Origin of the sequence: Bacillus sp. 03113, from assembly GCF_006546985.1 — a bacterium.
Classification (GTDB): Bacteria; Bacillota; Bacilli; order Bacillales; family Cytobacillaceae; genus VATK01.
The window spans coordinates 158,762-183,327 of sequence record NZ_VATK01000007.1 but is presented as its reverse complement, the minus strand read 5'-3'; the positions used below and the strand labels follow the sequence as shown (position 1 = coordinate 183,327).

Sequence of the window (24,566 nt, the reverse complement as noted above, 5' to 3'; positions counted from 1 at the left end):
ATAGTATACTATTCCCTTTGAGGAAGATCCAAAAACCTAAAATATGGAAGCACCAAACCTATAAAAGAAGCTACACAAATAATTGAGCCAATAAGAAAATACATTGATCTAATTCCCCATAATTCACTAAGGACTCCACCAGCCAATACACCCAGTGGCATCATTCCTCTAATAATGAATAAACGAATAGAAAATACGTTTCCCATCCTATCATTTGGGACAGTCTCTTGAAAAATAGTTGTATTATAAGCATTAAAAAAGGCCAAAGAGATTCCTGCTATCATTTCAGTTGTATATGCTAGTATGATATTTTGATTAAAAGCTAATGATATATATGTAGCACCTCCAATAATTAAAGCTCCTAGCATAATAAATCTTCTACCATCAACATGTTTTTTCCCAACAAAAAAAGAACCAATCACATATCCAAGTGGAAAACTCGCCATAAAATAACCATACTCAGCATAGCTGGCTTTCAGTTCATCCGTGATATACGGAAGATTGATGACCATTGAAACCCCTACACCAAATTGAACAAAAGCAAGAAAAATCGCAAGCCATATAAGTACAGGCTGTTGAAAGTAAAAAGAAATGCCTGCTCGAAATTGTGCTGCCCATGTTTGACGTACCGTTTTTGACGTCCTAGTTTCTTTTACGAGCATTAACAAGCTGCTACTTGCGAAAAGAAAAATACATACTAGGAAAAGGGTTAACTTGGTGCCTGTATATTCAATTACAACTCCACCTAATACAGGGGCAAGGAAAGTCATAAGCCTAACCATACCATCCAAATAAGCATTCGCTGCTTTTAGCTGTGATTTCGAAACAATGGTTGGAGTGATCGCCTGTGCAGCTGGAACATAGATCGGTGTAATAAGACCCACTACAATTTGAACAACATAGATATGCCAAGGCTCAATTTCCCCTAACGTCATGATGACTAAAGGAATTAAAAATACTAGACCGCGCGTCCATTGAGAGAAAATCATCATCCACTTTCGACTCCATTTATCAATAAATGGACCAATAAAAAGCTGAAGGATAAGAGATGGGATAAAATAAAGCAGCCACATGCTTCCTAACGCTGTTTTTGAGCCTGTTAATTCATAAATAATAATCGAATTGCAAAAGGTTCCGAAAGCGCCTCCCAACTCTGAAACCATACTTCCCGTCCACATATAAAAAAATGCTCGGTTTTTTCTTAATCCCTTCATTTAGACACCTGCTTTCCTAATCATCTAGAAAAACATTTAACTCTTTTGAAAGAGCGTCAAGTGCTTTACTTTTTAAACTATATTTTGAGTCAATAATCTCTACTAGCTTTGCAGCTCTTAATAGTTTCAAATGATGATGGATCGTCGATTTTCCAATATTTAATTGCTCGGTTAGCTCCTGCAGAGTTCGGTCTCTTTCGTACAAGAGCTTTACAATTCTTAATCTCGCTTCATCTCCAAGCGCCTTATATTTTTGAACTAAAAAATAGTTTGGAAGATATTTATCGTGAGGCGCAATGCTTTCATTCGCTATTGGATAGAAAAATACTTTCGTATCTTCAATATCTGCTTCTATATTCCAAGGACGGTAAGTGTATTGTGGAATAAGGAGAACATGATGCACACTCGGTTCAGGAAGATAGGTAACGCCTCCCGTTGACCACTCTACCAACTCTTCTGGGGTCATCTTTTTACTCATTTTTATTTTGGATTGCGCATCTCTTTCTAATATCGGTAAAAGTTTTTCAAACTCAGGTTCTATCACTGCTTTGTACCAGCCTGACATTACCTTTGTTAGATGAGCTTTTAGAAGTTGTTCATCTACCTTACATATAAACTCTATATAATCCGGGAAGAATGGATTGCTTTTTGTTAACATTTTTAATTCTTGAATAGCTGCTTCTACTCCGTTTGATGCCAGCCTTCTTTTCTCCTGCAGATCTTCACCTATAAATGGAATACAAATAAATTTAAGATCCTCTTCTGAAAGCTCTTTGATATATGCTAGAAAAGAAGCTACATCCTTAAATTCCTTTTGATGAAGAAGCTGCAGCAATGCCTTCCAAGTATTTTTTTCTTCCACAAAACAGAGTTCATCCAACATGTCTTTTGATAAAAGCTGCTTAATCTTTTCCCAATCCTGAGTTGTTTTTTCTAGTGTATGTAAAATAGGCGTATTCGTAATAGCAGCAATGCCTAATACACATTCCCACAGTACTGAATACTTTATTTTGACCTTATATGTTTCTCTCTTTCTACTTGAAACGTTCAACACATCCATTCCAATCACTTCCTTTTTCATTAAATTCTATACTTTTAGAATAATATTTTCAATATTTATCGAATGTTATAACAAAAAAGTGTGTAAGCTACTTTTCTTTTTTGAAAAAATACAGGCTTGGGTATTTTATCTAAATCATTTTGTTAAGTTCTAAAACAAGGAACTCCTACTTTTTCAAACTAAAAAGGAATGAAGCAATGCTAGATTATTTCGCATTGCTTCATTCCTTCTCCATACAGTTGAAATATTTTCGGTTATTTCTTACTTTCTTTCGCATGGTACAATACAGCAGCCTCTAAAACATCAATTCCCAACAAAATATCGTCTAGGTCTGTATGCTCATTTGGATGATGACTCAGACCATCCTCTGAAGGAATAAAAATAAGACCAACCGGACCAAGCTTCGTCATATTCATGGCATCATGCCCTGCCCCGCTTTGCATCAATCGATACGGCAGGTTTTGAGTTTCACAAATTTCTTTGAGGTCTGCTTGAATTTCAGTTGATAGCAGGACGGGATCCTCATTGCTAATCTCCTTGCTTTTCACCTCTAATTGCCTTGTTTGTTCTATAGATGATATCGTTTCCTGTAAATGATCTAATACTCTTTTCCGTGATTCAATTGAGGTAGATCGAATATCAACTTTCAGCTCTACTTCTCCAGGTACCACATTCATAGCGCCCGAAAACACATCTAATACGCCTACTGTTGCAACCGTTCCATAAGGCTGTTCCTTTATAGCAGCCTTCTCAATCTCAAGTGCAAGTTCAGCTGCACCGAGAAGGGCATCCTTTCTCATGTTCATTGGAGTCGTTCCAGAATGAGAGGCCTTTCCAATAATCGTGACAATCAACCGTGTTGGCGCTGCAATACCAGTGACGATTCCAATTTTTTTATTTTCATTAATAAGAATGGGGCCTTGTTCTATATGAAGCTCAAAAAACGCTTTAAAGGTTTCGTTTGCTCTACTAGCTTGATTTAAACTATCAAAATCCAGTGCAATAAGAGCAAAAGCTTTCTCCATGGTAATTCCATCACGGTCCTTTAGATGGCGATACTTCTCTTTATCAATGGTGCCTGCCATTGCTTTACTGCCTACTGTAGATACTCCAAAACGGCTAGACTCTTCACAAGCAAACGAAATAATTTCAATCGGGTGATCCGTCACAATGCCCCTCTCATTTAAGCGTTTGACCACTTCTAGTCCTGCTGTTACTCCTACAGCTCCATCATACTTTCCTCCTTGATATACTGTATCTAAATGCGAGCCGATAACAACAGGTGGGAGACCTTTTATTCTTCCTTCTCTTCGTGCAATTAAATTTCCACAGTTATCCAATTGAACATCCATATGTTCATCTTTACATAATCTCATAAATGCATGGATACAAGCTTGTTCCTCATTTGTATACGCGACCCTTGTAATTCCTTTTTCACCTGAATTATATTGATTCATATTATCCAAAAGCATTTGGTATCGCATTTTCTTTTCCATATATGTATCTCCTGTTTATGACAATCTATGTGAAACTTTTAATTATTTAGATAATTTAAAGTGTACCGAACAAAAATTATGTATATCAGAATTATAAAGCTTTCTGAAGCAAAAGAAAAACAAAAATAACATACTAATTTAAATCATAGTTACCCATATTCAAGACATACTATTGTCACTATTCATTTCATTCTTTTTTTGATAGACTATCACTAACTCAACCATCATCTCCTTTTTCTCCTAAAAAGACCCTTACTAGTAGAATCGTTCTTTATTCAAATACATTGAAAGGAAAAACATAAAATGAGTGAACTCCTCTTACAGCAAATTCTTGAAAAATTAAACACCATGGAAGCTCAGACTAACAAGCGATTTGATGAAATTGATGCACGGTTTGAAAAAATCGATTTGCGTTTTGAAAACATTGACAAACGTTTTGAAAGCATGGATAAGCGCTTTGAAAAAATCGAATTTCGATTGGATGGTATTGAGAATAAACAGCTTCTTATTAAAACTCAATTAAGCGAAACCAATCAGGTGGTTCGAGCACTTTTTAATCGCCAAGAAGAAACAGATGCCAAGCTAGACGCTCTAAGCATGGATGTTCAGAAGCTGCATGGGAAAGCAGAAATGCATCAACAAACGTTAAGTAATATCATAGAAAACCAAAAATCCATTTATGAAATATTGGGAGATCATGAAGTGGCCATTCGTAATTTTAGGCGAGGACCAGTGTAATACCACATTTAATAAAGCCTATTTTTATAGCCTTCCTGAAGTCTTTTAGCTATTTCAGCTTCTGTAGTTCCTGGCATCTTCGTATGCTCTAATATTATCTTTGCCGCAGATGGAAGCAGTTCTTTGTCTTCCCACGCTTCAGGTTCCCACAATTTTGACCGTTTTATGGCCTTTGCACAATGAATGAAACATTCTTCTACCCTGACAACAATTCCAATTAAAGGTTTTTTCCCCTTCACCGCCCTCTGTTCTAGTAGTTCTTCATCCTGCACTAAATAAGCTTTGCCATTAATTCTAAGTGTTTCGCCTAACCCCGGAATTAAGAATAGAAGTCCAACATTTGGATTTTCGAGTATATTTCTCATTGAATCGATTCTTTTATTACCTGGTCTTTCTGGGATCAACAAATGATTTTCATCTAATAAAAGGACAAATCCTGGCATATCCCCGCGAGGAGAGGCATCACATAAACCTAAATGATTAGAAGTAGATAGAATCAAAAAAGGAGATTTTTCTATAAATTCTCTGCAGTTTTGATCTAAATATGTGATAACCTTTCTTTTAACCAACTCACTAGGAAAACCAATAATAGAACGTAATTCTTCCTCTGTTTTTATCACTTTATTAAACTTATTCTCCAAAACTCTATCCCCTATTCTGTATGATAAATAAGGTTTATTTTAACATTATTCATTGGAAAATTGGTATAAATTAACCAAATCTAAGGAAAGTAGAGAAAAAAAGAGGGCCACTCAGAGGTTGCATTAGCAACTAGAGTGCTCTCTTAAAGACGTAAATAATCTATGCACTTTCTCCAAAATCTAATGTTTTACCTGTCTCAATATAGGTCTTTATATTATTTAATATCATCCACCAGGCTTTATCACTATTTTTATAAGAAGGATTATTAATATCCCATTGATCATGAATGAGTGTTAGCTTTGTACATCTACCAACAGGTTCAAGCAAATAAGAGATTCTCGACTCATAATTTTCTCTACCCTTTAAATAAGATTCTCCAACATAATGAGTAAAGGTTAGCTCTTTTTGGGTTTCAAATGCAAGCACCTTCCCATAAACATGAACGGTTTCATCCCCTTCGATTCCAGGCCCTACATATGCAATAGGGTCTCCTTCTTTAAATGTTGATTTAATAATACTTCCATAAAAAATTTCTTTCGTCCCCTCTGGTGTAATAAGAACATCCCACACCTTTTCTGGTGTACCGGCAATATAGAACTCGTACTTTAAATCCATAAAGGCTCCTCCTCGTTTAGTAAATTGATTTGTATATCATGATGTACATTGATCATACACGATATTCACTGACATTAATGGTCAGTGAAGTCATCTTTTTGATAAAAATCAAGGAGCTCAGAGGTTATAACTACAAGTCTATTTTTTAAAATAAGAGGTTCTACAACTTGAATCGATCTTCCATAGGGAAGAAGAAAATAAGGAACATAAGTCTGAATCACTTTTTCATCAAGCACAAATTGAGCTCGGTCGACTGAACGCTCTATTAGAGCATGCCCAAATAACCAATGCTCGCATAAATCATTTAACGCTTCTTGTTTCCCTACAATATGTACAGAAATTAGATACTCCTTTTGATCTAAATTTGGAAGTAATTTGTGAAGAAAAAAATGACGCACAGAAAAATCTTGCGGCCTTTCAAATATTTTTTCGGTTTTTGAAATAGACTCAACCCGATCGACGCGAAAGCTTCGAACATCTTTCCGTAGCTGACAATAAGCAACGACATACCACTTCCCTTTCCAATAAACAAGTCCATACGGATCAATATGCCTGATTTGTGCTGAAGATTCATTTCCTTTTTTATAATGGATTAAAAGTGTTTTGCATTCGGCTACCGACACTTCAATCTCTTGAAGAGTTGTTGCCAATACAGGAGGAGATAGAGGACTAATCACGTCAAATCCGTGTAGATGACGGCTAATTTTATCTTGTTGCTCTTGATTCCTCACCCTTTTTAGTTTAGCAATAGCTCGGTTTAGTTCATGACTAAATGGATAACCAGCTTCTTGTGCAAAGAGCGCCGCATGCATAAGTGCTTTCTGTTCATTCAAATCAAAAATTAAAGGCATCTCATTAAATTCTTCAAGTAAACTGTATCCTCCATTATGTCCTGAATCCGCAACAATAGGCACTCCACTTGAACATAAAGAGTCGATATATCGGTATACGGTTCGAATATTTATCTCCAATGCCTCCGCTAATTCCTTTGCAGTCATTCGCTTCCTAGATTTCAACAACAACAAAATAGACAGCATATTATCAGCTTTAGACATAATCATAAAGTTCCTTTCTTATTCGCACTTTTATATTTAAAAGATACAATGAAATTAATTTTAAGTAAAAAAGGCAGCCCTACTTTTTTAAAGTAAGACTGCCACTTAATTGTCCGAACATATTAGCGATTAGTTGGAAATACTCTTCTAACTGTTTCATTAAATTCTTCAAAGAATCCTTCTACAGGTTCTCCTTCACTTACTCTTCGTGTATAATCAGTCATTCTATCTACAAAATCAGGATTCGTTGATACAAATACATTCCTAATATCTGGATCTTCCGCTCTCACTTGATCAGCAATTTTCTTCTCCAGATCATCGGTTAATTCATCTTTGGTGTCATTCTCCAAAATAACAGCTACATAAGCATTTCGGTTCGTAACGATCACGTTTGCAGTGTCAACTTCTTTCATGTTAGCAATTCGATCAGATGAATCATCTGCCACTTCCATTCTTGTTTCTTCACGATTAACATCGGTTAAATCATTCCGATTATTTGTTACATTTGGAATTCCTACATTTTCATTATTGTATCGAACTCTTTGAACATTATTGACATCACGATTATTCAATGCTCTATCTCCATCATTAAAATTACATCCAAATAGCAAAAATGCGGATAATAGAGAAATTGAGAAAAGGATCATTTTTTGCAAAATTACCACCTCATTAATTAAGTCTAATCTTAAATTAACCAGAATAGATGTAAATATTCTGGTTGTATTTTCCACAGGTTAGAATAAACTAGTTCATTCAATCCGTACTTTCAAAATTTTTACACTCAACCTAAAGAAAGTAGATCCAAACAGAAATTTGGAAAAATATCTCTCTTTTTGAAACTTCATTTCATATTTTTCGTATAATCTTTAACATTATTTGATATTAGGAGGAAATCACTTGTATATTGGGGATATTATGTTTTATTTAGTTCCTATTTTTATTGGACTAATTTTCATTATCGTTATTGGAGGTATATTGATCAGCATTATAAAAGGAATAGGTACATGGAGGAAAAATGAACAATCTCCACGCCTTAATGTGCCTGTAGTTCTGACATCGAAACGTAATCATGTAAGCAGAGGCGGATCTTCATCACATACTTCATATTATGTAACCTTTGAATTTGAGAGCAAAGATCGTACTGAGTTTAAGGTCTCCGAAAAAGAATACGGTCAACTTTCTAAAGATGATACTGGAATATTAACTTTTCAAGGAACAAGATATCTTGGATTTGAGCGAAATTAATATTTTGTTTCAATTAAAAAAAGCTTGAGGAGTACACTTTTCCTCAAGCGGTTATACTAGGATTAAAGAAGCTACAATTAATTTTGTAATTCTATATCAGATAATTGGCTCTCCTAAAGAAAAACCTTCAAATAGTCGACCTCCAAACGGTTTCAATACTTTGTCAGCCAATTGGACAACCTTATCTTTTTGACCCGTTTTATAATACAAGTCAAATGCTTCTACAAATTCTTTAGTAAATAATTCATCATACTGCTGTAATGCACGAACAATCCATTTTGAAGCTCCGATCCAATGACCATTTGTTCGCAATACAAATTCATGAATGAGCTCTGCTAAAGTACTGGCAATAAATATTTCTTCAGCTTTGTTTGAAGAACCTATGAAATCCTCCAATGCATCAGTTATGAAATAACGTTTTGTACGAATGATTTCTTCAGACCATTTTTCCGGACCGTTATTTATTAGCTCTATAGCTTCTTTTTTTATCGCCTTAATAATTCCTTTATCGACAAGAACCACACCTTCTGAAACCATTCTTGGCAATGCAGGTCTTGCTCTTTCACAGTCACTCGCAAAAAACTCCTTGTATGATTTCAGATTATGTGCAAAAACCTCTATCGGCCAATCATTTTCAATTAATGATTTCCGAAAGGAAGAAGAAAGGCTATGATCAAAAACGACAATATCAAGATCAGAGGTACTTGTAGCTTCACCTCGTACCACACTTCCGGCTAATAGAGCACCTTGGCAGTTTGGAAAATACCTTTCAATAAACTTTTTTGAGGCTTCAATTGGTTCTAATCTTTTTATCTCTTCCATCATCCTCACCTTTGTTCATTATTTCTCCTTCGATAAATCATAATAGAAAATTTTCTGTTGAAACTACATTTGCATATGTTCCGCTAAGTGCACTAACAAACGCAAAATGAACCTGATCAGCTGACACAAGCCTATCCTGATAAAATAAATCCTTCGTTGTACAAGCATCTTCAATAAGCGTACATTCAAAACCCAGCTCCTTTGCGGCTCTTACTGTTCCATCAATGCACATATGCGTCATCATGCCGCAAATTACTAGTTTGGTCACTCCATTTTCTCTTAGTTTGCTTTCTAATTCGGTCATGAAAAAGCTGTTAGGTGTATGTTTTATAATAATACTTTCTTGTTCTAATGGTAAAACCGATTGATGTATCTTGACTCCCTCTGTGTTAGGAAGAAAGAAGCTTGCTCCTACTCGATTCGAAACATGCTGAATATGGAAGATATGATGGTTTTTTTTTCTAAACCATTCAAGGATTTCTCCTGCTCTCTCTGCTGCTTTCTCGGGATTTTTTAATTCCATTTTTCCATTTGGAAAATAGTCATTTTGAATATCAATTAAGATCAAAGCTGTACTCATTTTCATTCCTCCTAAACATAAAATAAAATATAATGAAATCATAATGAAAATTTTGAGTTTAATCGATACTTTGATGAAACACTTTTATTAAAAATAATTTCATGATGAAAGGAATTTATATGCAGCTTGATAATATTGATTTTCAAATTCTTCGATTGCTAACTGAAAATTCACGTATTCAATGGAAAGACTTAGGGGCACAAATTCATATGACTGGACAAGCTGTCGGCAATCGTATAAAAAAACTTGAGGAGAGCGGTGTGATTAAAGCCTATTCCCTAATAATCGATGAAATGAAATTAGGGCTTTCTTATACAGCGTTTGTCATTATTTTTATGAAAACAGCAAACCATGATTCTTTTATTCGTTTTATAAATGATCGTAAAGAGGTAATTGAAGCTCACCGTATATCTGGGGAAGGTTGTTACCATTTAAAAATAAAAGTTGAATCGCAAGAAAAATTGAATCTTTTTCTTAATGAACTACTTAAACATGGGAACTATAGATTGAATTTATCTATACAAGAAATTAAAAACGGACGGTTTCTTTTTAATCAGTAGGTTATAAGAAAAAGCAAACAAATATTAGTAGGTGTCCGTTTTATTCATTAATATTTTTCATATAAAAAATGATAAACATTCATTTTTTTAATTCAACCTTTCCAATTATAATGATGAATATAGCGATATCTACATATTAATGCTTCTACCTAAATGAGAGGAAATTGACTTATGAAAACACAAATTAGAGCAGATTTTGTCATGGTGATCATAACTATTTTTTGGGGCTCATCTTATTTATTTATGAAAATGGGCCTTGATTCTATCAATGTATTTAATTTAATTGCTTTGAGATTTGGCATCGCCTTTTTTCTTTCCGCTGCTTTATTTTATAAAAGACTGCTAAAAGCAAATGTTCAAACGATCAAATATGCTTTTATTTTAGGTTCTATTTTATTTCTAGTCTTTGCAACCGTCACTTCTGGCGTCAAAACAACATCAGCATCGAGTGCGGGCTTTTTAGTCAGCCTGACCGTTATTTTTGCACCATTATTATCGTCTTTATGGTTAAAGAAAAAACCAAAAAATCAAGTGATCATAGGAATTCTATTAGCCCTTTTTGGTATAGGATTATTAACATTAAATAACACACTTCAATTGGGATACGGGGCAATCTTATGTATTTTATGTGCCTTATGCAATGCCACTCATATTGTCGTAACAGGAGCTTTAACGAAAAATGTTGACTCTATTACCCTAGGAGTTTTACAGCTTGGTTTTACAGCAGTATTTGGTCTTTTATTTTCTGTTTCGTTTGAAACACCAAAGCTTCCGGACACATTTGATGCTTGGTTTGCTGTTTTAGCATTAGGTTTACTATGCAGCGCCATCGGAACGATTGGTCAAACCACTGCCCAAAAATACACGACACCTATTCATACAAGTCTAATTTTTTCACTGGAGCCCGTTTTCGCAGCACTATTTGCATTTCTTTTTGCTGGTGAAATGCTTTCAACAAGAGGGTATATTGGAGCTGCTATAGTACTCATTGGGGTATTATTAGCTGAAGTGGATTTAAAAAAGCTTCTATTTAAAAAAAGGATGCAAAATAAATATAGTTAAAGCTGTCCAATTCTTGCCTATCATTAAGTGATAGGCTTCCCTCAACAGCATAGTCTAATATTTTTTTAAATAAGATGGAGTAAATCCTCCATCTTATACCTAATACTTTTGCAGTATTCTCTCAACAAAACCATCTAGCTTGTGTCTGACAAACTGGTTTTCAATCAAATCCCCATTAATTGGTTTCATATTATAATCTCTTGATGATAGCAATGTAGTCTCAGGAAAGAAATCTCTGCCGGCAAAAGAATATAGGGCCTCGTGAGACGACATGTCCGCACCCGCAATAATATTTCCAATAAAAATAAAATTAAGCTTCTTTAGAAATTCATTTACATAGATTTTTTCATTTTTTATCATTGCTTGAGATCTTTCTGAAAAAATAAAGTAGGTTGAAGGTAAATGCCCACAATAAGTAGGCAGCCCAAATAGAATCAAATCTGATTCTAAACATTTATTAAATAAGCTAGGGATATCATCATTTATTGGACAAATTGCATTTTTACAACACTCATATTGACATTTTCCACATGGATTAATATTCAAATAATGGATATTAATCATTTCAACTTCATTTTTAGTAGAATCAAGCTTATCCATGCAATAATAGAGCATTTTTGACGTATTGCCATCTTTTCTTGCACTAAAAATCAATCCGAGTATCTTCATTCTATCTCTCCATTAGATTTGTAATGTATTTTAGAAAATCATACAATACTTTTTTACCCAATAATTTGAAATTTTTATTGAACGAGCATTTCCAGCTAGAACGTAAGCAGCGCATTAAATGAAAATAAAGAGTAATTTTTTTATAAGCTTTTTTTCATCACGATTCTATTTTTATTGACTACATAACCATTTTTAGTATAAAAAGCTTCAGCAAGCCCACTAATAGAGGTTAAAAGATATAGACTCCTCACGTCCCACTGTTTTAATTCATTTTCTAAAAACTGCAACAATTTGGATCCGTACCCTTTCCCTTGCATTTTATGACTAATGCAAATTTCAGCTATATAAAAAGTGAGCCCGGTATATGTATGCTTACTATTCCCTGCAATGAAACCAAGCGGCAGCTTGTTCTCTATTACTATGAAACCAAGAAAATTGGGCGTATGCATTAAATCAGTAAGCCTTTCTCTCGTAATTTGTTCAGTCCAACTTTCATTCCAAGGCTCACTATTAAAAACTTCCATATAAAGTACGATACATATCTCTAAATGATCCAGCGTCATGGGAATAATACTCTCAGACATACATACTATCCTCCCTTTTTATATTTTAGTGCATTATTAAATTATTATTAAAGAATTATATAAATTTATTATTTTTTTGTAATAATTATAATTAAATATTGATTTTTTATTAATATCTGATATCATTAAATCTATCAAAAAATATTCTATAGAGGTGATTTGATGAGTAATCATAATAAGCTCACTACTAGCTGGGGTGCACCAGTTGGAGACAACCAAAATTCAATTACAGCTGGTTCACGCGGGCCAACATTAATTCAAGATGTCCACCTTTTAGAAAAATTAGCTCATTTTAATAGAGAGCGTGTACCCGAACGCGTTGTTCATGCAAAAGGTGCTGGAGCTCATGGTTACTTTGAAGTAACAAATGATTTAACGAAATATACGAAAGCAAACTTCCTTTCTGAGATTGGCAAAAGAACGCCATTGTTCATTCGTTTCTCCACAGTAGCAGGTGAAAATGGATCTGCAGATACTGTACGTGATCCACGTGGGTTTGCGGTTAAGTTTTATACAGAAGAAGGAAATTATGATTTGGTTGGGAATAATACACCCGTATTCTTCATTCGTGATGCCATTAAATTCCCTGATTTTATTCATACACAAAAACGTCATCCAGTGACTCATTTGAAAAACCCTGATGCCGTATGGGATTTCTGGTCCTTATCTCCTGAATCGCTGCATCAAGTGACGATACTTATGTCAGATCGCGGTATTCCTGCGACATATCGCCACATGCATGGCTTCGGAAGTCATACGTTTAAATGGGTGAATACTGAAGGTGAAGCTGTTTGGGTAAAATATCATTTTAAAACAGAGCAAGGTGTGAAAAACTTAGCTGTGGATGTGGCGACTCAGCTTGCTGGAGAGAACCCTGATTATCATACAGAAGATCTATTTAATGCTATTGATCAAGGGGACTTCCCAAAATGGAAGCTATATGTCCAAATTATGCCTTTAGAAGATGCAAATACGTATCGTTTTGATCCATTCGACGTTACAAAAGTATGGTCTCAAAAAGATTATCCATTAATTGAAGTGGGCCAAATGGTATTAAATCGAAACCCTGAAAACTATTTTGCAGAGGTTGAGCAAGCAACCTTCTCTCCAGGTACACTCGTACCAGGAATTGATGTGTCACCAGATAAAATGCTGCAAGGACGCCTTTTTGCATACGCAGATGCGCATCGTTATCGTGTCGGAGCGAATCATCAAGCATTGCCAATTAACCGTCCACACAATAAGGTGAACAACTATCAGCGCGATGGTCAAATGCGTTTTGATCAAAATGGTGGGGGTTCTGTATACTACGAACCAAATAGCTATGGAGGACCAACTGAGTCTCCTGAAAATAAACAAGCAGCCTACCCAGTATCCGGTATAGCAGAAAGCGTTGCTTATGATCACAATGATCACTACACGCAAGCTGGTGACCTTTATCGTCTTTTAAGTGACGAAGAACGTATACGACTTGTACAAAACATTGTAGGTACGATGAAGCCTGTTACAAAAGAAGAAATAAAGCTTCGACAAATTGAACATTTCTACAAAGCTGATCCTGAGTATGGAACAAGAGTAGCAGATGGCCTCGGATTAACTGTACCACAAGAAGCGAAATAAGCGAATTGGCTTCTGAAAAAGTAAAATCGTCCTAATGAAATCATTTTCAACTAGGTATCCGTTTATCATACGGATGCCTTTTTCTATGAAGTAAAAGAAGCGTATTCTCTTAATCTCTGTACCAAGCGATCGCGTTTCGTTCAATATCCAGAACAAGCTGCTCCTTCCCAATAATATATGATTCTATATCGTTAGGAAATTTTTGAGCCAATTCTTCTTTTAAATTACTATATATTTTTCTCCATACTGAATATTCTCGTAAATAATCTCGAAATGCCAGGTGTCGTTCAATATTTGGATCACCCTCTTGATATATATGTACATGATGAGTCCGATTGTCTCCCCCTTTTTGAAAGTATCGGCGGTTCGGAATCCCGTTTTCTCCCTTTGGTTCATAGCCTAGAGACTTCATGTCCATATTGAATGTATCTATTTTGTTAATATCCTTTACAACTGGCATGATATCAATAATCGGCTTTGCTTTTAGTCCATTAACAGCTGTGCTTCCAATATGATAAATGTCAATAATCTCATCCCCGAATAGGTGATGCAAATGATTAGCTTCTTCTTCAAACATGAAAGACCATTGTTCTTGATATGGTATTACTTCAACTTTTCTCATTGAAATTCCTCCATTTCATAGCCCCTAGTAAAAGGGCTTCATCATTTAAACAACTACTTATTATAATAACATCAACCTAAAATTTGTAAATTATTTCACATGTTTTTTTACATGAATGTCCATTTCTTCATACAGGCTTAATAATTTAACAGCTGTAAAGGAAAAATACGTTTGAATTTCTTAGTTTACAAATTTGTGATTAGGGGTAGGAAGATGAGGAAGCTAAATGGTTTCTTCAAATTTTTTAAAAATTGATTACATTAACCAAATAAAATAGTCGATATTTCTTCGTACATAGACTAAGAGTTATCGACTATTTTATAGAAAAATCAGTCTTCATTTTTTTGTTTAGAAGCGTTCGCTAGCTTTATAAATACATCGTTCATATGATTTATACGCTTCTCAACTTTTTTAGCTGCAGCGTCAAGTGTGAATCCTTCTTCTATTAACTCCTGGATAAGAAGAATTTTCTTGATATTTAAATAATTATATCTCCGAGTTGTTCCTTCACCTTCATTTTCAGACTCAATTATTCCTTTTTCTTCCCAATAGCGTATTTTTCTTGTAGGAACGCCTGACATTTCAGATACTTCTCCAATGCCGACTACTAGTTTTTTTAACAACTCAAAATCAAGCAATGCATCTATTTCTTGTTTATCACTCACGTTATTCCCTCCAGTACGTAACGTAATTATTTTACAACAAAAGTAGTATACTTACAAATATCCAAAGTAATGTATTGACTTTATTTGTAATTTAGTTACAATAATTGTAGACATAAAACAATTTACTATATTCTTTAAAAGGAGAGGGTTTAAAGATGCCAATTATTAACGTAGATTGCTGGGAAGGTTTTAATGATGAACAAAAACAGGCATGGATTAAGGAACTAACAGATGCAACAGTGAATTTGTTTAATCTTCCCCCTGACAAAGTATTAGTGGTATTAAGAGAGGTACCTTTATCAAATTGGGGGCAAGCCGGTACTGTAGCAACCGACTCTGATTTTCTGGCCAAAAGCCGTATAACAGAACCAGTCAAACAAGCCGATTAATAACCACAGGTGGTTTCCCAAAGGCGCTAAGCTCCTTTGGGAAATATTCTTATATCCTTATTTTGGAGGTGCCTTATGGCAATAAATCCAGATTATGAGCTATTCAAAAAAGAGTTTCCAGAACCGGCGAAAGTATTTGGAGAATTATTTCAAGCTGTAAGTTCATATGCTTTAGATGAAAAAACAAAGCAATTGGTGTATCTAGGCATATTAACAGCAAATCGTTACTCACCAGCTGTACCAGTGCATATAGCAATGGCTTTAAAAGCTGGAGCAACACCTGAGGAAATTAAAGAGGCAATGATGTTAGCGATCCCAGCTGGAGGACTTTGCAATTTTCTTGCGGTTCTACCAAAAATACTGGATGAGCTAAACAAGCAATAGGGGGTTTTACTGTTGACCGACACTGCAAGTATTGAGCATACTGCAAGGGAAGAAAATTACTCGTTAATGACAGCTATTTTGTTTTGGTGCGGCCTTGTTGTCGTTTCAAGCCTTTACCTAACGATTCCCTTGATATCTATTTTTTCAAATGAATTTAACGTTTCAGTTGCTACAGCGGCATGGACCAGCAGCGCTTTCTCCTTATTTTATGGCGTCAGTTCCTTGATTTACGGACCCTTGTCTGATCGCTATGGCCGTAAACAAATTATCTTATTGGGACTTATCATGTTAACAGTTGTTTCTCCTATTCTAGGATTCTTCGATAACTTATCTGCATTAATTATTCTTCGAAGCATACAAGGAATTGCTGCGGCAACCTTTGCACCTGCTGCTATAGCTTACGTTGTCGAAAAGTTTCCTGTTAACAAAAGAGTGACAGCCATTGGATTCATAAGTTCGGGTTTCTTAATGGCTGGTATAGTTGGCCAGGTATTTAGCAGCTTGGTTACACAGCTATTTAGTTGGCAAAGTGTTTTTTATTGGATTGGTGCCATTTATTTAGTAACGGCAGTCCTTGTTTCTTTTTTCATCCCAAAAGGAGACATTCAAAACAAAAGCGGGAATTTGCTTAGCTCATTTAAACAAATAGGTTCTATCATCGAGAAAAGAACATTAAGCCTTTGTTACCTCATTACAGTCACTCTGTTGCTTGTTTTCGTTGGGATGTATACGGCATTAGGAAGTTTTTTAGGAGATCAATTTGGATTGAGCAGTCAACAAATTCTCTCTATTCGTTCGGTCGGCATTTTCGGTATGTTATTGTCTCCATTTGTTGGAAAGCTGGTTGTCAAATTCGGGATTTATTATGTCCTTCGTGGAGGATTAATACTCGCTGTTCTTGGTCTCTCTTTGCTTGGTATTAGCTCAAGCCTTCCAATACTAATCATCATGAGCATTGTTTTCGTTAGTGGTATATCGATTACAGTACCTTCTCTTATTTCATTAGTGGGACAGATTGGGGGAAAAGCCGCAGGTATTAGTGTTTCACTATATACATTTATTTTGTTTATAGGCGCTACTTTAGGTCCGATTGTTGCCATTACCCTTTTAAAAAGCAGCAGCTACCTTTTAACATTTGAAATCCTGGCACTTCTTTTAGGTATTGGTTTAATTATTTCATTTGTTATTAAGCCTCGGCGTGTTTAAAGTAACAGAAGTCTCTTTTCAATTTTTCATAACAAACATATGCTTAGGTGATTGTCGGGCTAAATCTAAAAAAACAAGGACTTAGATGAAAGAATAATCAAATGAATGTAGAATCTTTAACTTAATCCAGCAATCATTCTAAAAGTAAACACCATTCTCATCTTGCCAGTCAATATGACATGAGAATGGTGGTTATCATTTTTTATATCTCAAAGGCTAAACTAGAATTTCACAAAATGTTCCTTGTTAGCCTATTTATGTATTAGACGCTTGAAATTCGGTACCAAGCCACTGCTTTTCGTTCAATTAAGAATAAATATCCAGAAAAGTATAGCGAGTACAAATCGATATATAGCAAAAGGAACTAATTTAATTTTATTTATTAATGCCAAGAAAAACTTTATAGCGATCAAGGCAACGATAAAGGCGGTTAAAAAACCAGAAATAAACAATGGCAGATCACTTACACTAAGATAGCTCCAGCTTTCTAATAAGTCCTTGCCAGAAGCAGCTGCCATAATAGGAACAGCCATAATGAAGCTAAATTCCGAAGCCGTTTTGTGATTCATGCCTATTAATAATCCACCTGATAAGGTTGCTCCCATTCTTGAGAAACCTGGAAAAAGTGCTAAGCATTGAAACAATCCCATCCCAAGCGCTTGTTTATAGGAAACTTGATCCAATGTACTGGCAGTAGGACTAGGTTTTCGGATAAACTCAGCAGCCATCATCAAAATCCCGCCAGCAATAAGTGAAATGACAACCGTTTGCGGGGTAAATAATGTTTTAATAAAGTCATAAAAAACGGCACCAAAAAGAAAGAATGGAAGAATGCCGATTAAGATGTGAATATAACTTAGCTTTCCTATATTTTGATCATCTGTTTCCTTTTTACTTAATCCAAGAATATTTAAAATACGCTTCCAAAAAACCACAACAACTGCGAGAATAGAGCCTAACTGAACAACAATTTCAAACGTAGTTACTCTCGTTGTTCCTTCAAAGCCTAATAAATGACCTACTAGAATCATATGTCCAGTTGAGGATACTGGAGCAAATTCTGTTAATCCTTCTACAATACCCATGATTATTCCAATTATAATATCCATGCATTTCTCCTATCAAACTTATTACTGTACTAATAAACAGCATGATTTTATTTAAATATTAAAAAAGGAAAAAGCCAAAATGAAAATTAGATTACTCTATTGGATAATCTACCTCTTCCACAATAGATTCACCTTCACTGTGCTCTTGGTCTAACCACTGCCATTTTTCGAATAACCTGATTCTTCCATCCGGTAAAATTTCAGGTGTAGATTTGCATTTACCCCCTCTAATTTCATGCTCTATATTTACGTGATTATAGCGGAATTCAAGACTGCCATCATCGTTTACAATTCCGATCATTGTACCACTTAAAATTTCTCCACCTGAATAAGTAGCAGTTAATATTTTATCTTCTTGCTTGTAATGGAAATAAGTTTTAGAGGAAACCTCCCCATTCTTTGTGTTTTCTACAGATACAAATTTGCGGTTATGATAATTAATCAATTTCAAATTCCCCTATTCATCAAGTCGTTTTTTATCTAATATGGTTTTAATGCCTATTTTATTTGCTTCTGATACAACTTTAATAGTACATCATTACTTTGATAGTTTTATTTTAGAAGGTTCTAATGTTACTTTCCCTCGATTTTCCGAACAAACAATATATGTATATGACATTTTTGTCACATGCCTATGATATTGGAAAACTCATTTTCTACTTTTGAAAGGTGTCACATTCAAATTTAGTGTGCAATACTGTTTTTATATAGGTTCAGATTACAATTTATAAAAATAATATCGGAATTCTTTATCTAACTGAAACCCTTGATTCTCATAAAATTTCCAAGCCGCTTCGTTTGAATGTTCTACTGAAAGTTCAATTCCCTTTGCCTTCGTTAAAGCTCCGAATTCTTTTACTGCAGCAAGCAGCTGCTTTCCAATCCCATTTTGACGGAACTTTTCGATGATGAAAAAGTCATTAAGAATCCACACACGCTGAAGGGTTAAAGAAGAAAACGTTGGATAAAGGTGAGCATAGCCAATAATTTCGTTTTGCTGCTCAGCTATGAAAATAATAGACTCTTGATGCTCGAATCTTTCAAACAAAAACTTTTCAACTGCATCGGGGTTTCTTTGCTGCTTGAAATATTCTCGAAAAGAATCAAATATTGGAATAAGACGATTTAAATCGTGAATAGTTGCTTGTCTAATTGTTACATCTAAGTTCATACTTTAAAACCTCTCTATTTTTGGGATCAGGAATTCTCTGTTACTATAACATTATTTCCCAATAATTTCTAAAGCTTTTTTCAATCTATTAACGCCTTCACTAATTTCCTCTTCCGTTAAATGCCCATATCCGATAATCACTTGATTAAGATGGTTTCCTTTTTGAATAGAATGACTTTCAACCGGATGAACTTTTACACCAGAAAATTGTATTAACTCAAGTACTTCTTTTGAAAATTCAACATCATTAAACTCAACCACTAAATGTAAACCAGTTGAATATCCAAAAAGTGTAATTTTATTTGGGAATGCTCTTTTTAAGCACTGAATAAGGCAGTCTCTTCGATTATTATAAACTTTCTTCATCTTAAAAATGTGTCTCTCTAAATGACCTTCTCCAATAAACCGCGCAAGCACAAGCTGTTCAAAAGACGGGTTATGTAAATCCGAGATCCATTTTATCCTCCTGCTTTTTTCAACAAGTTGAGTAGGAAGAACCAAATATCCTAATCTTAGCGATGGAAGCAAGATTTTACTAAAAGATCCAACATAGATAACATGATCAGGATCTAAACCTTGCAATGAGCTGATTGGAGGTCCTTCATAGCGAAACTCACTGTCATAATCATCCTCAACTAGATAACAATTCATTTTTCTTGCAAAATGGATCAGTTGAATTCTTCTTTGGATAGGAAGAGACCCACCTAATGGAAATTGGTGCGAAGGAGTTAGAAAAACGAACTTGGGATTAATATTTAGTGGTAATAACGATGTTTTCATACCATCTCTATCTACTGGTATTGGATAAAGACTTGAACCAGTTTCTTTAAAAATTTCTCCAATATCCTTCGTAATTGGGTCTTCAATAATCACTTTATCTCCCTGTGATAAAAGTAACCGTGAAATAATAGTAAAGGCTTGAACGGAACCAGAGGTTATAATAATCTGCTCAGGGTGACAATGTACTCCCCTTGTTTTTCGCAGATAGCTAGCTAATGACGTTCTTAATTCTGGGCGTCCTTCTGGAATATCGTATCCTAGCAAAGAAGGGGAAACTTCATTCCATAAAGCTTGAGATAGTCTTGACCATGTTTTACGTGGAAATAGCTCCAATGCAGGAATTCCCGAACGAAAATGAATCAAATTCTTGTTTTTTTCAGTGACATCACTAATAGAACGGTTGTCAAAAAGAGTGCTAATATTTTGTTCAAGATAGGTTCCTTCAGCAACATATGTACCTGAACCTTTTTTTGCTTCCAAAAATCCCTCCGCCAATAATTGCTCATACACTTCTACGATCACGTTTCTAGACACTGATAAGTCCGAGGATAATTCTCTAGTGGATGGAAGCTTTTCTCCTGCTTGTAAAACCCCATGTAGAATCTGTTCCCTAATTTGTTGATAAACTTGTTTAATTAAAGGTACCTCTAAAGATCGATCAATTGTTATCCCGTACATATGTAAATTCCCCTTTTGCTCAAAGTGGTACCATTTCAGATGATTGGAAATGGATCTACTTAAAACCAATTTACCATGTTATGTTTGGTTTACCAATTATAAGGAGGAACAATTCTTGAATCAAACCATACTCGCTTATTTAAAAATTGCTGCGGCGATGTCGATCGTCGGCAGTTCTGTTGTGATTGGAAAACTGATTACATCAAGCTTCCCTGTTTTTTTAGCATCTGAATTAAGATTCTTAATTGCTTCTATTATTTTAATTCCACTATTTCTGCGCCAAAATAAAAGATTGCCAGCAATCAAGGGGAAAGAATGGGTGACTCTTTTTCTCCAAGCACTGACCGGTGTGTTTTTGTTTAATATTTTTATGCTCTATGGTCTTAGAAAGACTTCAGCCATAGATGCTGGAGTAATTACTAGTACACTCCCAGCCGTTGTAGGCATGATATCATTCTTATTTTTAAAAGAAAAAATTTCCGTTAAAAAAGGCTTTGGAATTCTTTTTGCGATATTAGGTGTTGGATTCATCAATGTTATGGGAGCCGAATCAAGCGCAGAACACTCCTTAACGGGAAACCTTTTCATTTTTGGAGCGGTTATCGGAGAGGCCTTGTTTATCACATTAGGAAAATCTGTATCTCAAAAGATTTCTCCTCTTACCATTTCAACGACTATGAGCCTGTTTGGACTACTATTATTTTTACCGTTCTCCATTTATGAAGCTAAAAAGTTTCATTTTTCAAGTCTGAACATATTGGATTGGCTAAATATTTTATACTTCGGAGTCGTTGTTACTGTACTAGCGTTTCTTTTGATGTATCAAGGATTACAGAAGGTTCCAGCCAGCTCAGCGGGAGTGATGACAAGCATACTTCCTTTAAGCTCCATTCTACTTTCATTTATTATTTTAAAAGAGGAGATCTTCCTCTCTCATACCATTGGCTTAATATTGATCATGCTTGCAATCTTTATTATTTCGAAGGATTCCACTCCCACCAAATCAAAGTACCAATCATTTACAATTAGAAGAAATTAATATATAATCTGTTTTATCTAAATTTTCTGAATGGTGTGGTGGGATGAATAAAATAATGGAAGTAAAAGAATTAACAAGGACGTATAAATTAAAAAAAGGGACAAAAACTGCACTAAATCAAGTTTCTTTTGATGTATATGAAGGAGAGGTTTTTGGTTTACTAGGTCCGAATGGGGCAGGTAAAACGACAACGATCAAAATCTTAACAACGATGCTTCTCCCTACGTCGGGAACGGTAAAAATATTAGGTCATGATGTCGTCAATGAAAGCCAAAAAATAAGAGATCAAATTAATTTTGTCTATGGCGGAGAAAGAGGAGTTTATGGGAAGCTGACTGCAAAAGAATATATGTATTATTTTTGCACACTATATAAAATCCCTCGTAAAAAACAAAAGGAATTACTGCTTCGCCTCCTTTCCTTGGTTGGTTTAAAGGAAGCTATGGACCAGCAGATTTTTACGTTTTCTAAAGGGATGATTCAAAGATTACATATTGCAAGAAGCCTTATTAATGATCCAAAGCTTATTTTCTTAGATGAACCAACCATTGGCTTAGATCCAGTTGGAGCAAAGCTATTGCGAAAAATCGTGAAGGAGCTGGCCGAAAAAGGAATAAGCATACTTTTAACAACCCATTATATGCAGGAAGCAGACGAGCTTTGTGATCGAATCGCCTTTATAAAAGACGGGCAGATTCGGTTAATCGGAAAGCCTGAGCAAATCAAAAAATCGTGCAATCATTTGAATTTGTTTGAAGCCACGATCCAAATCTATGACATCACGTCTCTTCAACAAGACCGCTATTTTCTGCATATGGACGTAGAAGAAATTAATTCTCCTTATTATGTAATCAAATTTGAAATTAGTAATAATATAAGCATGGATCAACTTTCCTCGTATTTAAACCATTATGGTGAAGTTCTTAAATTAAAGAGAAAAGAGATTTCTCTAGAGGATGCATATCTATTCCATATGAAGGATGTGGGATAACTTTGCACTTTTTTGCATTAGTCATTAAAGAAATCAGGTATTTTACAAATTTAAATAATCGAATGTACCAATTCCTTCTTTTCTTTCAGCCACTTTTGTTTTTATCTATTACCTATTTTTTAATAGAAATAAAAGGAAGTACGGATTCAGGAAGGTTTGTTGTTGCTTCATCCTTGATTAGTATGTGGAGCTACGTGCTTTACTCCTCTGGTTCCGCTCTTATTTCTCAGAAATGGTCGGATACGTTAAAGCTATTATTAGCATCACCAACCTCGCTTTTTCAAATATTATTAACAAAGGCTATTAGCAACTCTATTGTTGCTCTTATCTCCATGATTCTTAACTTTATATATGCGAGGTTAATTTTTCATATTCCGATTGGGATACATGATTACGGATTGTATTTCATAGCTGTTATTGTTTTACTAATATCTCTAAGTGTAGTCGGTACCATTTTAGCCATTGTTTTTACTGCGTTTCAAAATGTTTACGACTATCAAAATGTAATTGTTCTTCCGATTCTATTAATTTGCGGAGTATACTTGCCGGTTGAAAGCATGCCAACCATCCTTCAGTATATTGCGTATTCCATTCCAATGACATGGGGAATAAAAGTATTATATGATGCTATTGCTTTATCACCTTCAGTTTTTACTTCAATCGAAATTTCACTTTTGATCAGCTTTATTTATTTCCTTATTTCCTTCTTCATTGTTAAAAAGATGGAAAAGGTGCTTAGAGAAAATGGACAAGTGGGGGAAATCTAATGGAAGCTTTAAACAAATTCGGGGTGCCTTTTTTATCCTATAAAGCCATTTATCCTATTCAATCAATCCGTTCATTCATTTTATTTCGATTATTAGACCCCCTTATACACTATCTTTTCTTTGCGGCTTTAGTAAGTGCGATCGCTGGAACAGAATACTTAAAATATATTGTACTTGGCAATATTGTGTATTACACAGGAAGGACAATGTTGTTCCATTTCATGTATTTGCTTCAAATGGAAAGAAGATTTGGAACACTTGAGCTAAATATTGCCGCTCCATTATCAACATTTAGAATCATTTTTCAAAAAGGTTTTATTCCATTAGTTGATGGATTGTTTGTATTTATTTATGGTCTTTTGATTGGGCAGGTGCTTTTTCACCTTACTTTTCCTGTGGATCAAGCATTCTCTATTCTGCTTTTATTAATCGTTACCTTATTTTCAATGATCAGCTTTTCTATGATGATTGCATGCACAAGCTTACTTTTTTCAAATGTAAATTTATTTTCAAATATAATGATGGCACTGCTGCAGGTCTTTTGCGGGGTTAATTTTTCGGTTCAACTTTTTCCAGCTTGGATCCAAAAATTCGTAAGCTTTTTGCCTTTAACTCATAGCATAGAAGCCATAAGATCTATATTTCATCTGGAATCAAGTTCAATTTATCCATTGTTGCTAAAAGAATTTTTAATTGGCATTCTTTATTTATGTATAGCCGCTATCCTTATCAATGTAATGGAAAAACTGGCAAGGAAATATGCTTCATTTTTTAAAGTTTAACAGCACTATAAAGAGGATCGA

29 protein-coding genes are annotated in these 24,566 nt (G+C 34.8%); 12 read left to right on the top strand and 17 right to left on the bottom strand.

Features of this window, described 5'->3' with window-relative positions; all coding sequences use genetic code 11:
- Nucleotides 1-8: 8 nt before the first annotated feature.
- The 3 genes from FDO66_RS08580 to FDO66_RS08570 all read right to left on the bottom strand — a co-directional run bounded on the left by FDO66_RS08580 (nucleotide 9) and on the right by FDO66_RS08570 (nucleotide 3,770).
- Nucleotides 9-1,214, bottom strand: coding sequence for an MFS transporter (locus FDO66_RS08580; protein WP_141432224.1), 1,206 nt, complete (start codon nucleotides 1,212-1,214; stop codon nucleotides 9-11).
- Between the two features lie 16 nt (nucleotides 1,215-1,230).
- Nucleotides 1,231-2,274, bottom strand: coding sequence for an ArsR/SmtB family transcription factor (locus FDO66_RS08575; RefSeq protein WP_141432223.1), 1,044 nt, complete (start codon nucleotides 2,272-2,274; stop codon nucleotides 1,231-1,233).
- 254 nt (nucleotides 2,275-2,528) lie between these two features.
- Nucleotides 2,529-3,770, bottom strand: coding sequence for a Zn-dependent hydrolase (locus FDO66_RS08570; protein ID WP_141432222.1), 1,242 nt, complete (start codon nucleotides 3,768-3,770; stop codon nucleotides 2,529-2,531).
- 303 nt (nucleotides 3,771-4,073) lie between these two features.
- Between FDO66_RS08570 and FDO66_RS08565 the strand changes: the two genes are divergently transcribed.
- A complete protein-coding gene (locus tag FDO66_RS08565) occupies nucleotides 4,074-4,508 on the top strand; it encodes a hypothetical protein (protein WP_141432221.1) in 435 nt (144 codons plus the stop codon).
- Nucleotides 4,509-4,516: 8 nt separating this feature from the next.
- Here the strand turns inward: FDO66_RS08565 and FDO66_RS08560 are convergent, their stop codons facing one another.
- From FDO66_RS08560 to FDO66_RS08545, 4 genes are all read right to left on the bottom strand, one after another.
- A complete protein-coding gene (locus FDO66_RS08560) occupies nucleotides 4,517-5,149 on the bottom strand; it encodes a pyridoxamine 5'-phosphate oxidase family protein (RefSeq protein ID WP_141432220.1) in 633 nt (210 codons plus the stop codon).
- Nucleotides 5,150-5,309: 160 nt separating this feature from the next.
- On the bottom strand, nucleotides 5,310-5,765 hold the full coding sequence (locus tag FDO66_RS08555) for an SRPBCC domain-containing protein (protein ID WP_141432219.1): 456 nt from the start codon (nucleotides 5,763-5,765) through the stop codon (nucleotides 5,310-5,312).
- A 74-nt stretch (nucleotides 5,766-5,839) separates the two neighbouring features.
- Nucleotides 5,840-6,820 (bottom strand): helix-turn-helix transcriptional regulator, encoded by a 981-nt coding sequence (locus tag FDO66_RS08550; RefSeq protein ID WP_141432218.1) that lies wholly within the window; start codon nucleotides 6,818-6,820, stop codon nucleotides 5,840-5,842.
- 122 nt (nucleotides 6,821-6,942) lie between these two features.
- On the bottom strand, nucleotides 6,943-7,467 hold the full coding sequence (locus FDO66_RS08545) for a YhcN/YlaJ family sporulation lipoprotein (RefSeq protein ID WP_141432275.1): 525 nt from the start codon (nucleotides 7,465-7,467) through the stop codon (nucleotides 6,943-6,945).
- Nucleotides 7,468-7,717: 250 nt separating this feature from the next.
- Here FDO66_RS08545 and FDO66_RS08540 point away from each other — a divergent pair, with 250 nt between their 5' ends.
- Nucleotides 7,718-8,065 (top strand): DUF2500 domain-containing protein, encoded by a 348-nt coding sequence (locus FDO66_RS08540; RefSeq protein WP_258535663.1) that lies wholly within the window; start codon nucleotides 7,718-7,720, stop codon nucleotides 8,063-8,065.
- A gap of 96 nt (nucleotides 8,066-8,161) precedes the next feature.
- Here the strand turns inward: FDO66_RS08540 and FDO66_RS08535 are convergent, their stop codons facing one another.
- Together FDO66_RS08535 and FDO66_RS08530 are read right to left on the bottom strand one after the other, a co-directional pair.
- A complete protein-coding gene (locus FDO66_RS08535) occupies nucleotides 8,162-8,887 on the bottom strand; it encodes a nucleotidyltransferase domain-containing protein (RefSeq protein WP_141432217.1) in 726 nt (241 codons plus the stop codon).
- Between the two features lie 37 nt (nucleotides 8,888-8,924).
- Nucleotides 8,925-9,467 carry a cysteine hydrolase family protein gene (locus FDO66_RS08530; RefSeq protein WP_141432216.1) on the bottom strand — a complete coding sequence of 181 codons (543 nt, stop codon included), beginning with the start codon at nucleotides 9,465-9,467 and terminating at the stop codon, nucleotides 8,925-8,927.
- 104 nt (nucleotides 9,468-9,571) lie between these two features.
- Here FDO66_RS08530 and FDO66_RS08525 point away from each other — a divergent pair, with 104 nt between their 5' ends.
- Together FDO66_RS08525 and FDO66_RS08520 are read left to right on the top strand one after the other, a co-directional pair.
- Nucleotides 9,572-10,027, top strand: coding sequence for an Lrp/AsnC family transcriptional regulator (locus tag FDO66_RS08525; RefSeq protein WP_309475267.1), 456 nt, complete (start codon nucleotides 9,572-9,574; stop codon nucleotides 10,025-10,027).
- Between the two features lie 171 nt (nucleotides 10,028-10,198).
- Entirely contained in the window at nucleotides 10,199-11,089 is an 891-nt protein-coding gene (locus FDO66_RS08520; RefSeq protein ID WP_141432214.1) for a DMT family transporter, read from the top strand.
- Between the two features lie 99 nt (nucleotides 11,090-11,188).
- Here the strand turns inward: FDO66_RS08520 and FDO66_RS08515 are convergent, their stop codons facing one another.
- Complete coding sequence (locus FDO66_RS08515; protein ID WP_141432213.1) at nucleotides 11,189-11,758, bottom strand: flavodoxin family protein; 570 nt, start codon at nucleotides 11,756-11,758, stop codon at nucleotides 11,189-11,191.
- Nucleotides 11,759-11,898: 140 nt separating this feature from the next.
- Complete coding sequence (locus FDO66_RS08510; protein WP_141432212.1) at nucleotides 11,899-12,342, bottom strand: GNAT family N-acetyltransferase; 444 nt, start codon at nucleotides 12,340-12,342, stop codon at nucleotides 11,899-11,901.
- Between the two features lie 162 nt (nucleotides 12,343-12,504).
- Between FDO66_RS08510 and katA the strand changes: the two genes are divergently transcribed.
- Nucleotides 12,505-13,962 carry a catalase KatA gene (gene katA / locus FDO66_RS08505; protein ID WP_141432211.1) on the top strand — a complete coding sequence of 486 codons (1,458 nt, stop codon included), beginning with the start codon at nucleotides 12,505-12,507 and terminating at the stop codon, nucleotides 13,960-13,962.
- A 109-nt stretch (nucleotides 13,963-14,071) separates the two neighbouring features.
- Here katA and FDO66_RS08500 read toward each other — a convergent pair whose 3' ends face one another.
- Nucleotides 14,072-14,584 carry a GrpB family protein gene (locus FDO66_RS08500; RefSeq protein ID WP_141432210.1) on the bottom strand — a complete coding sequence of 171 codons (513 nt, stop codon included), beginning with the start codon at nucleotides 14,582-14,584 and terminating at the stop codon, nucleotides 14,072-14,074.
- 329 nt (nucleotides 14,585-14,913) lie between these two features.
- Nucleotides 14,914-15,249: a MerR family transcriptional regulator gene (locus FDO66_RS08495; RefSeq protein WP_258535662.1), complete on the bottom strand. Its 336-nt coding sequence runs from the start codon at nucleotides 15,247-15,249 to the stop codon at nucleotides 14,914-14,916.
- A gap of 155 nt (nucleotides 15,250-15,404) precedes the next feature.
- Between FDO66_RS08495 and FDO66_RS08490 the strand changes: the two genes are divergently transcribed.
- The 3 genes from FDO66_RS08490 (at nucleotide 15,405) to FDO66_RS08480 (ending at nucleotide 17,228) form a co-directional block, all read left to right on the top strand.
- Nucleotides 15,405-15,638, top strand: coding sequence for a tautomerase family protein (locus tag FDO66_RS08490; protein ID WP_141432209.1), 234 nt, complete (start codon nucleotides 15,405-15,407; stop codon nucleotides 15,636-15,638).
- 75 nt (nucleotides 15,639-15,713) lie between these two features.
- Nucleotides 15,714-16,022 (top strand): carboxymuconolactone decarboxylase family protein, encoded by a 309-nt coding sequence (locus tag FDO66_RS08485; RefSeq protein ID WP_141432208.1) that lies wholly within the window; start codon nucleotides 15,714-15,716, stop codon nucleotides 16,020-16,022.
- A 66-nt stretch (nucleotides 16,023-16,088) separates the two neighbouring features.
- On the top strand, nucleotides 16,089-17,228 hold the full coding sequence (locus tag FDO66_RS08480) for an MFS transporter (protein WP_141432272.1): 1,140 nt from the start codon (nucleotides 16,089-16,091) through the stop codon (nucleotides 17,226-17,228).
- A 302-nt stretch (nucleotides 17,229-17,530) separates the two neighbouring features.
- On the opposite strand, the gene bacA is transcribed toward FDO66_RS08480, so the two are convergent.
- The 4 genes from bacA to pdxR all read right to left on the bottom strand — a co-directional run bounded on the left by bacA (nucleotide 17,531) and on the right by pdxR (nucleotide 20,966).
- Complete coding sequence (gene bacA, locus FDO66_RS08475; RefSeq protein ID WP_141432207.1) at nucleotides 17,531-18,337, bottom strand: undecaprenyl-diphosphate phosphatase; 807 nt, start codon at nucleotides 18,335-18,337, stop codon at nucleotides 17,531-17,533.
- A 91-nt stretch (nucleotides 18,338-18,428) separates the two neighbouring features.
- Complete coding sequence (locus FDO66_RS08470) at nucleotides 18,429-18,782, bottom strand: avidin-fold protein (protein ID WP_181444497.1); 354 nt, start codon at nucleotides 18,780-18,782, stop codon at nucleotides 18,429-18,431.
- Nucleotides 18,783-19,055: 273 nt separating this feature from the next.
- On the bottom strand, nucleotides 19,056-19,508 hold the full coding sequence (locus FDO66_RS08465) for a GNAT family N-acetyltransferase (protein ID WP_141432206.1): 453 nt from the start codon (nucleotides 19,506-19,508) through the stop codon (nucleotides 19,056-19,058).
- A 51-nt stretch (nucleotides 19,509-19,559) separates the two neighbouring features.
- Complete coding sequence (gene pdxR / locus FDO66_RS08460; protein WP_141432205.1) at nucleotides 19,560-20,966, bottom strand: MocR-like pyridoxine biosynthesis transcription factor PdxR; 1,407 nt, start codon at nucleotides 20,964-20,966, stop codon at nucleotides 19,560-19,562.
- Between the two features lie 115 nt (nucleotides 20,967-21,081).
- Between pdxR and FDO66_RS08455 the strand changes: the two genes are divergently transcribed.
- Genes FDO66_RS08455 through FDO66_RS08440 form a run of 4 tightly spaced genes read left to right on the top strand, consistent with a single transcriptional unit; the run spans nucleotide 21,082 to nucleotide 24,545 of the window.
- Nucleotides 21,082-22,005 carry a DMT family transporter gene (locus FDO66_RS08455; RefSeq protein ID WP_181444496.1) on the top strand — a complete coding sequence of 308 codons (924 nt, stop codon included), beginning with the start codon at nucleotides 21,082-21,084 and terminating at the stop codon, nucleotides 22,003-22,005.
- A 43-nt stretch (nucleotides 22,006-22,048) separates the two neighbouring features.
- Nucleotides 22,049-22,996 (top strand): ABC transporter ATP-binding protein, encoded by a 948-nt coding sequence (locus tag FDO66_RS08450; protein ID WP_141432203.1) that lies wholly within the window; start codon nucleotides 22,049-22,051, stop codon nucleotides 22,994-22,996.
- 2 nt (nucleotides 22,997-22,998) lie between these two features.
- On the top strand, nucleotides 22,999-23,763 hold the full coding sequence (locus FDO66_RS08445; protein WP_181444495.1) for an ABC transporter permease: 765 nt from the start codon (nucleotides 22,999-23,001) through the stop codon (nucleotides 23,761-23,763).
- Nucleotides 23,763-24,545 carry an ABC transporter permease gene (locus FDO66_RS08440; RefSeq protein WP_141432201.1) on the top strand — a complete coding sequence of 261 codons (783 nt, stop codon included), beginning with the start codon at nucleotides 23,763-23,765 and terminating at the stop codon, nucleotides 24,543-24,545. Before FDO66_RS08445 ends, FDO66_RS08440 begins: the two co-directional genes overlap by 1 nt.
- The last annotated feature ends 21 nt before the right edge of the window (nucleotides 24,546-24,566 follow it).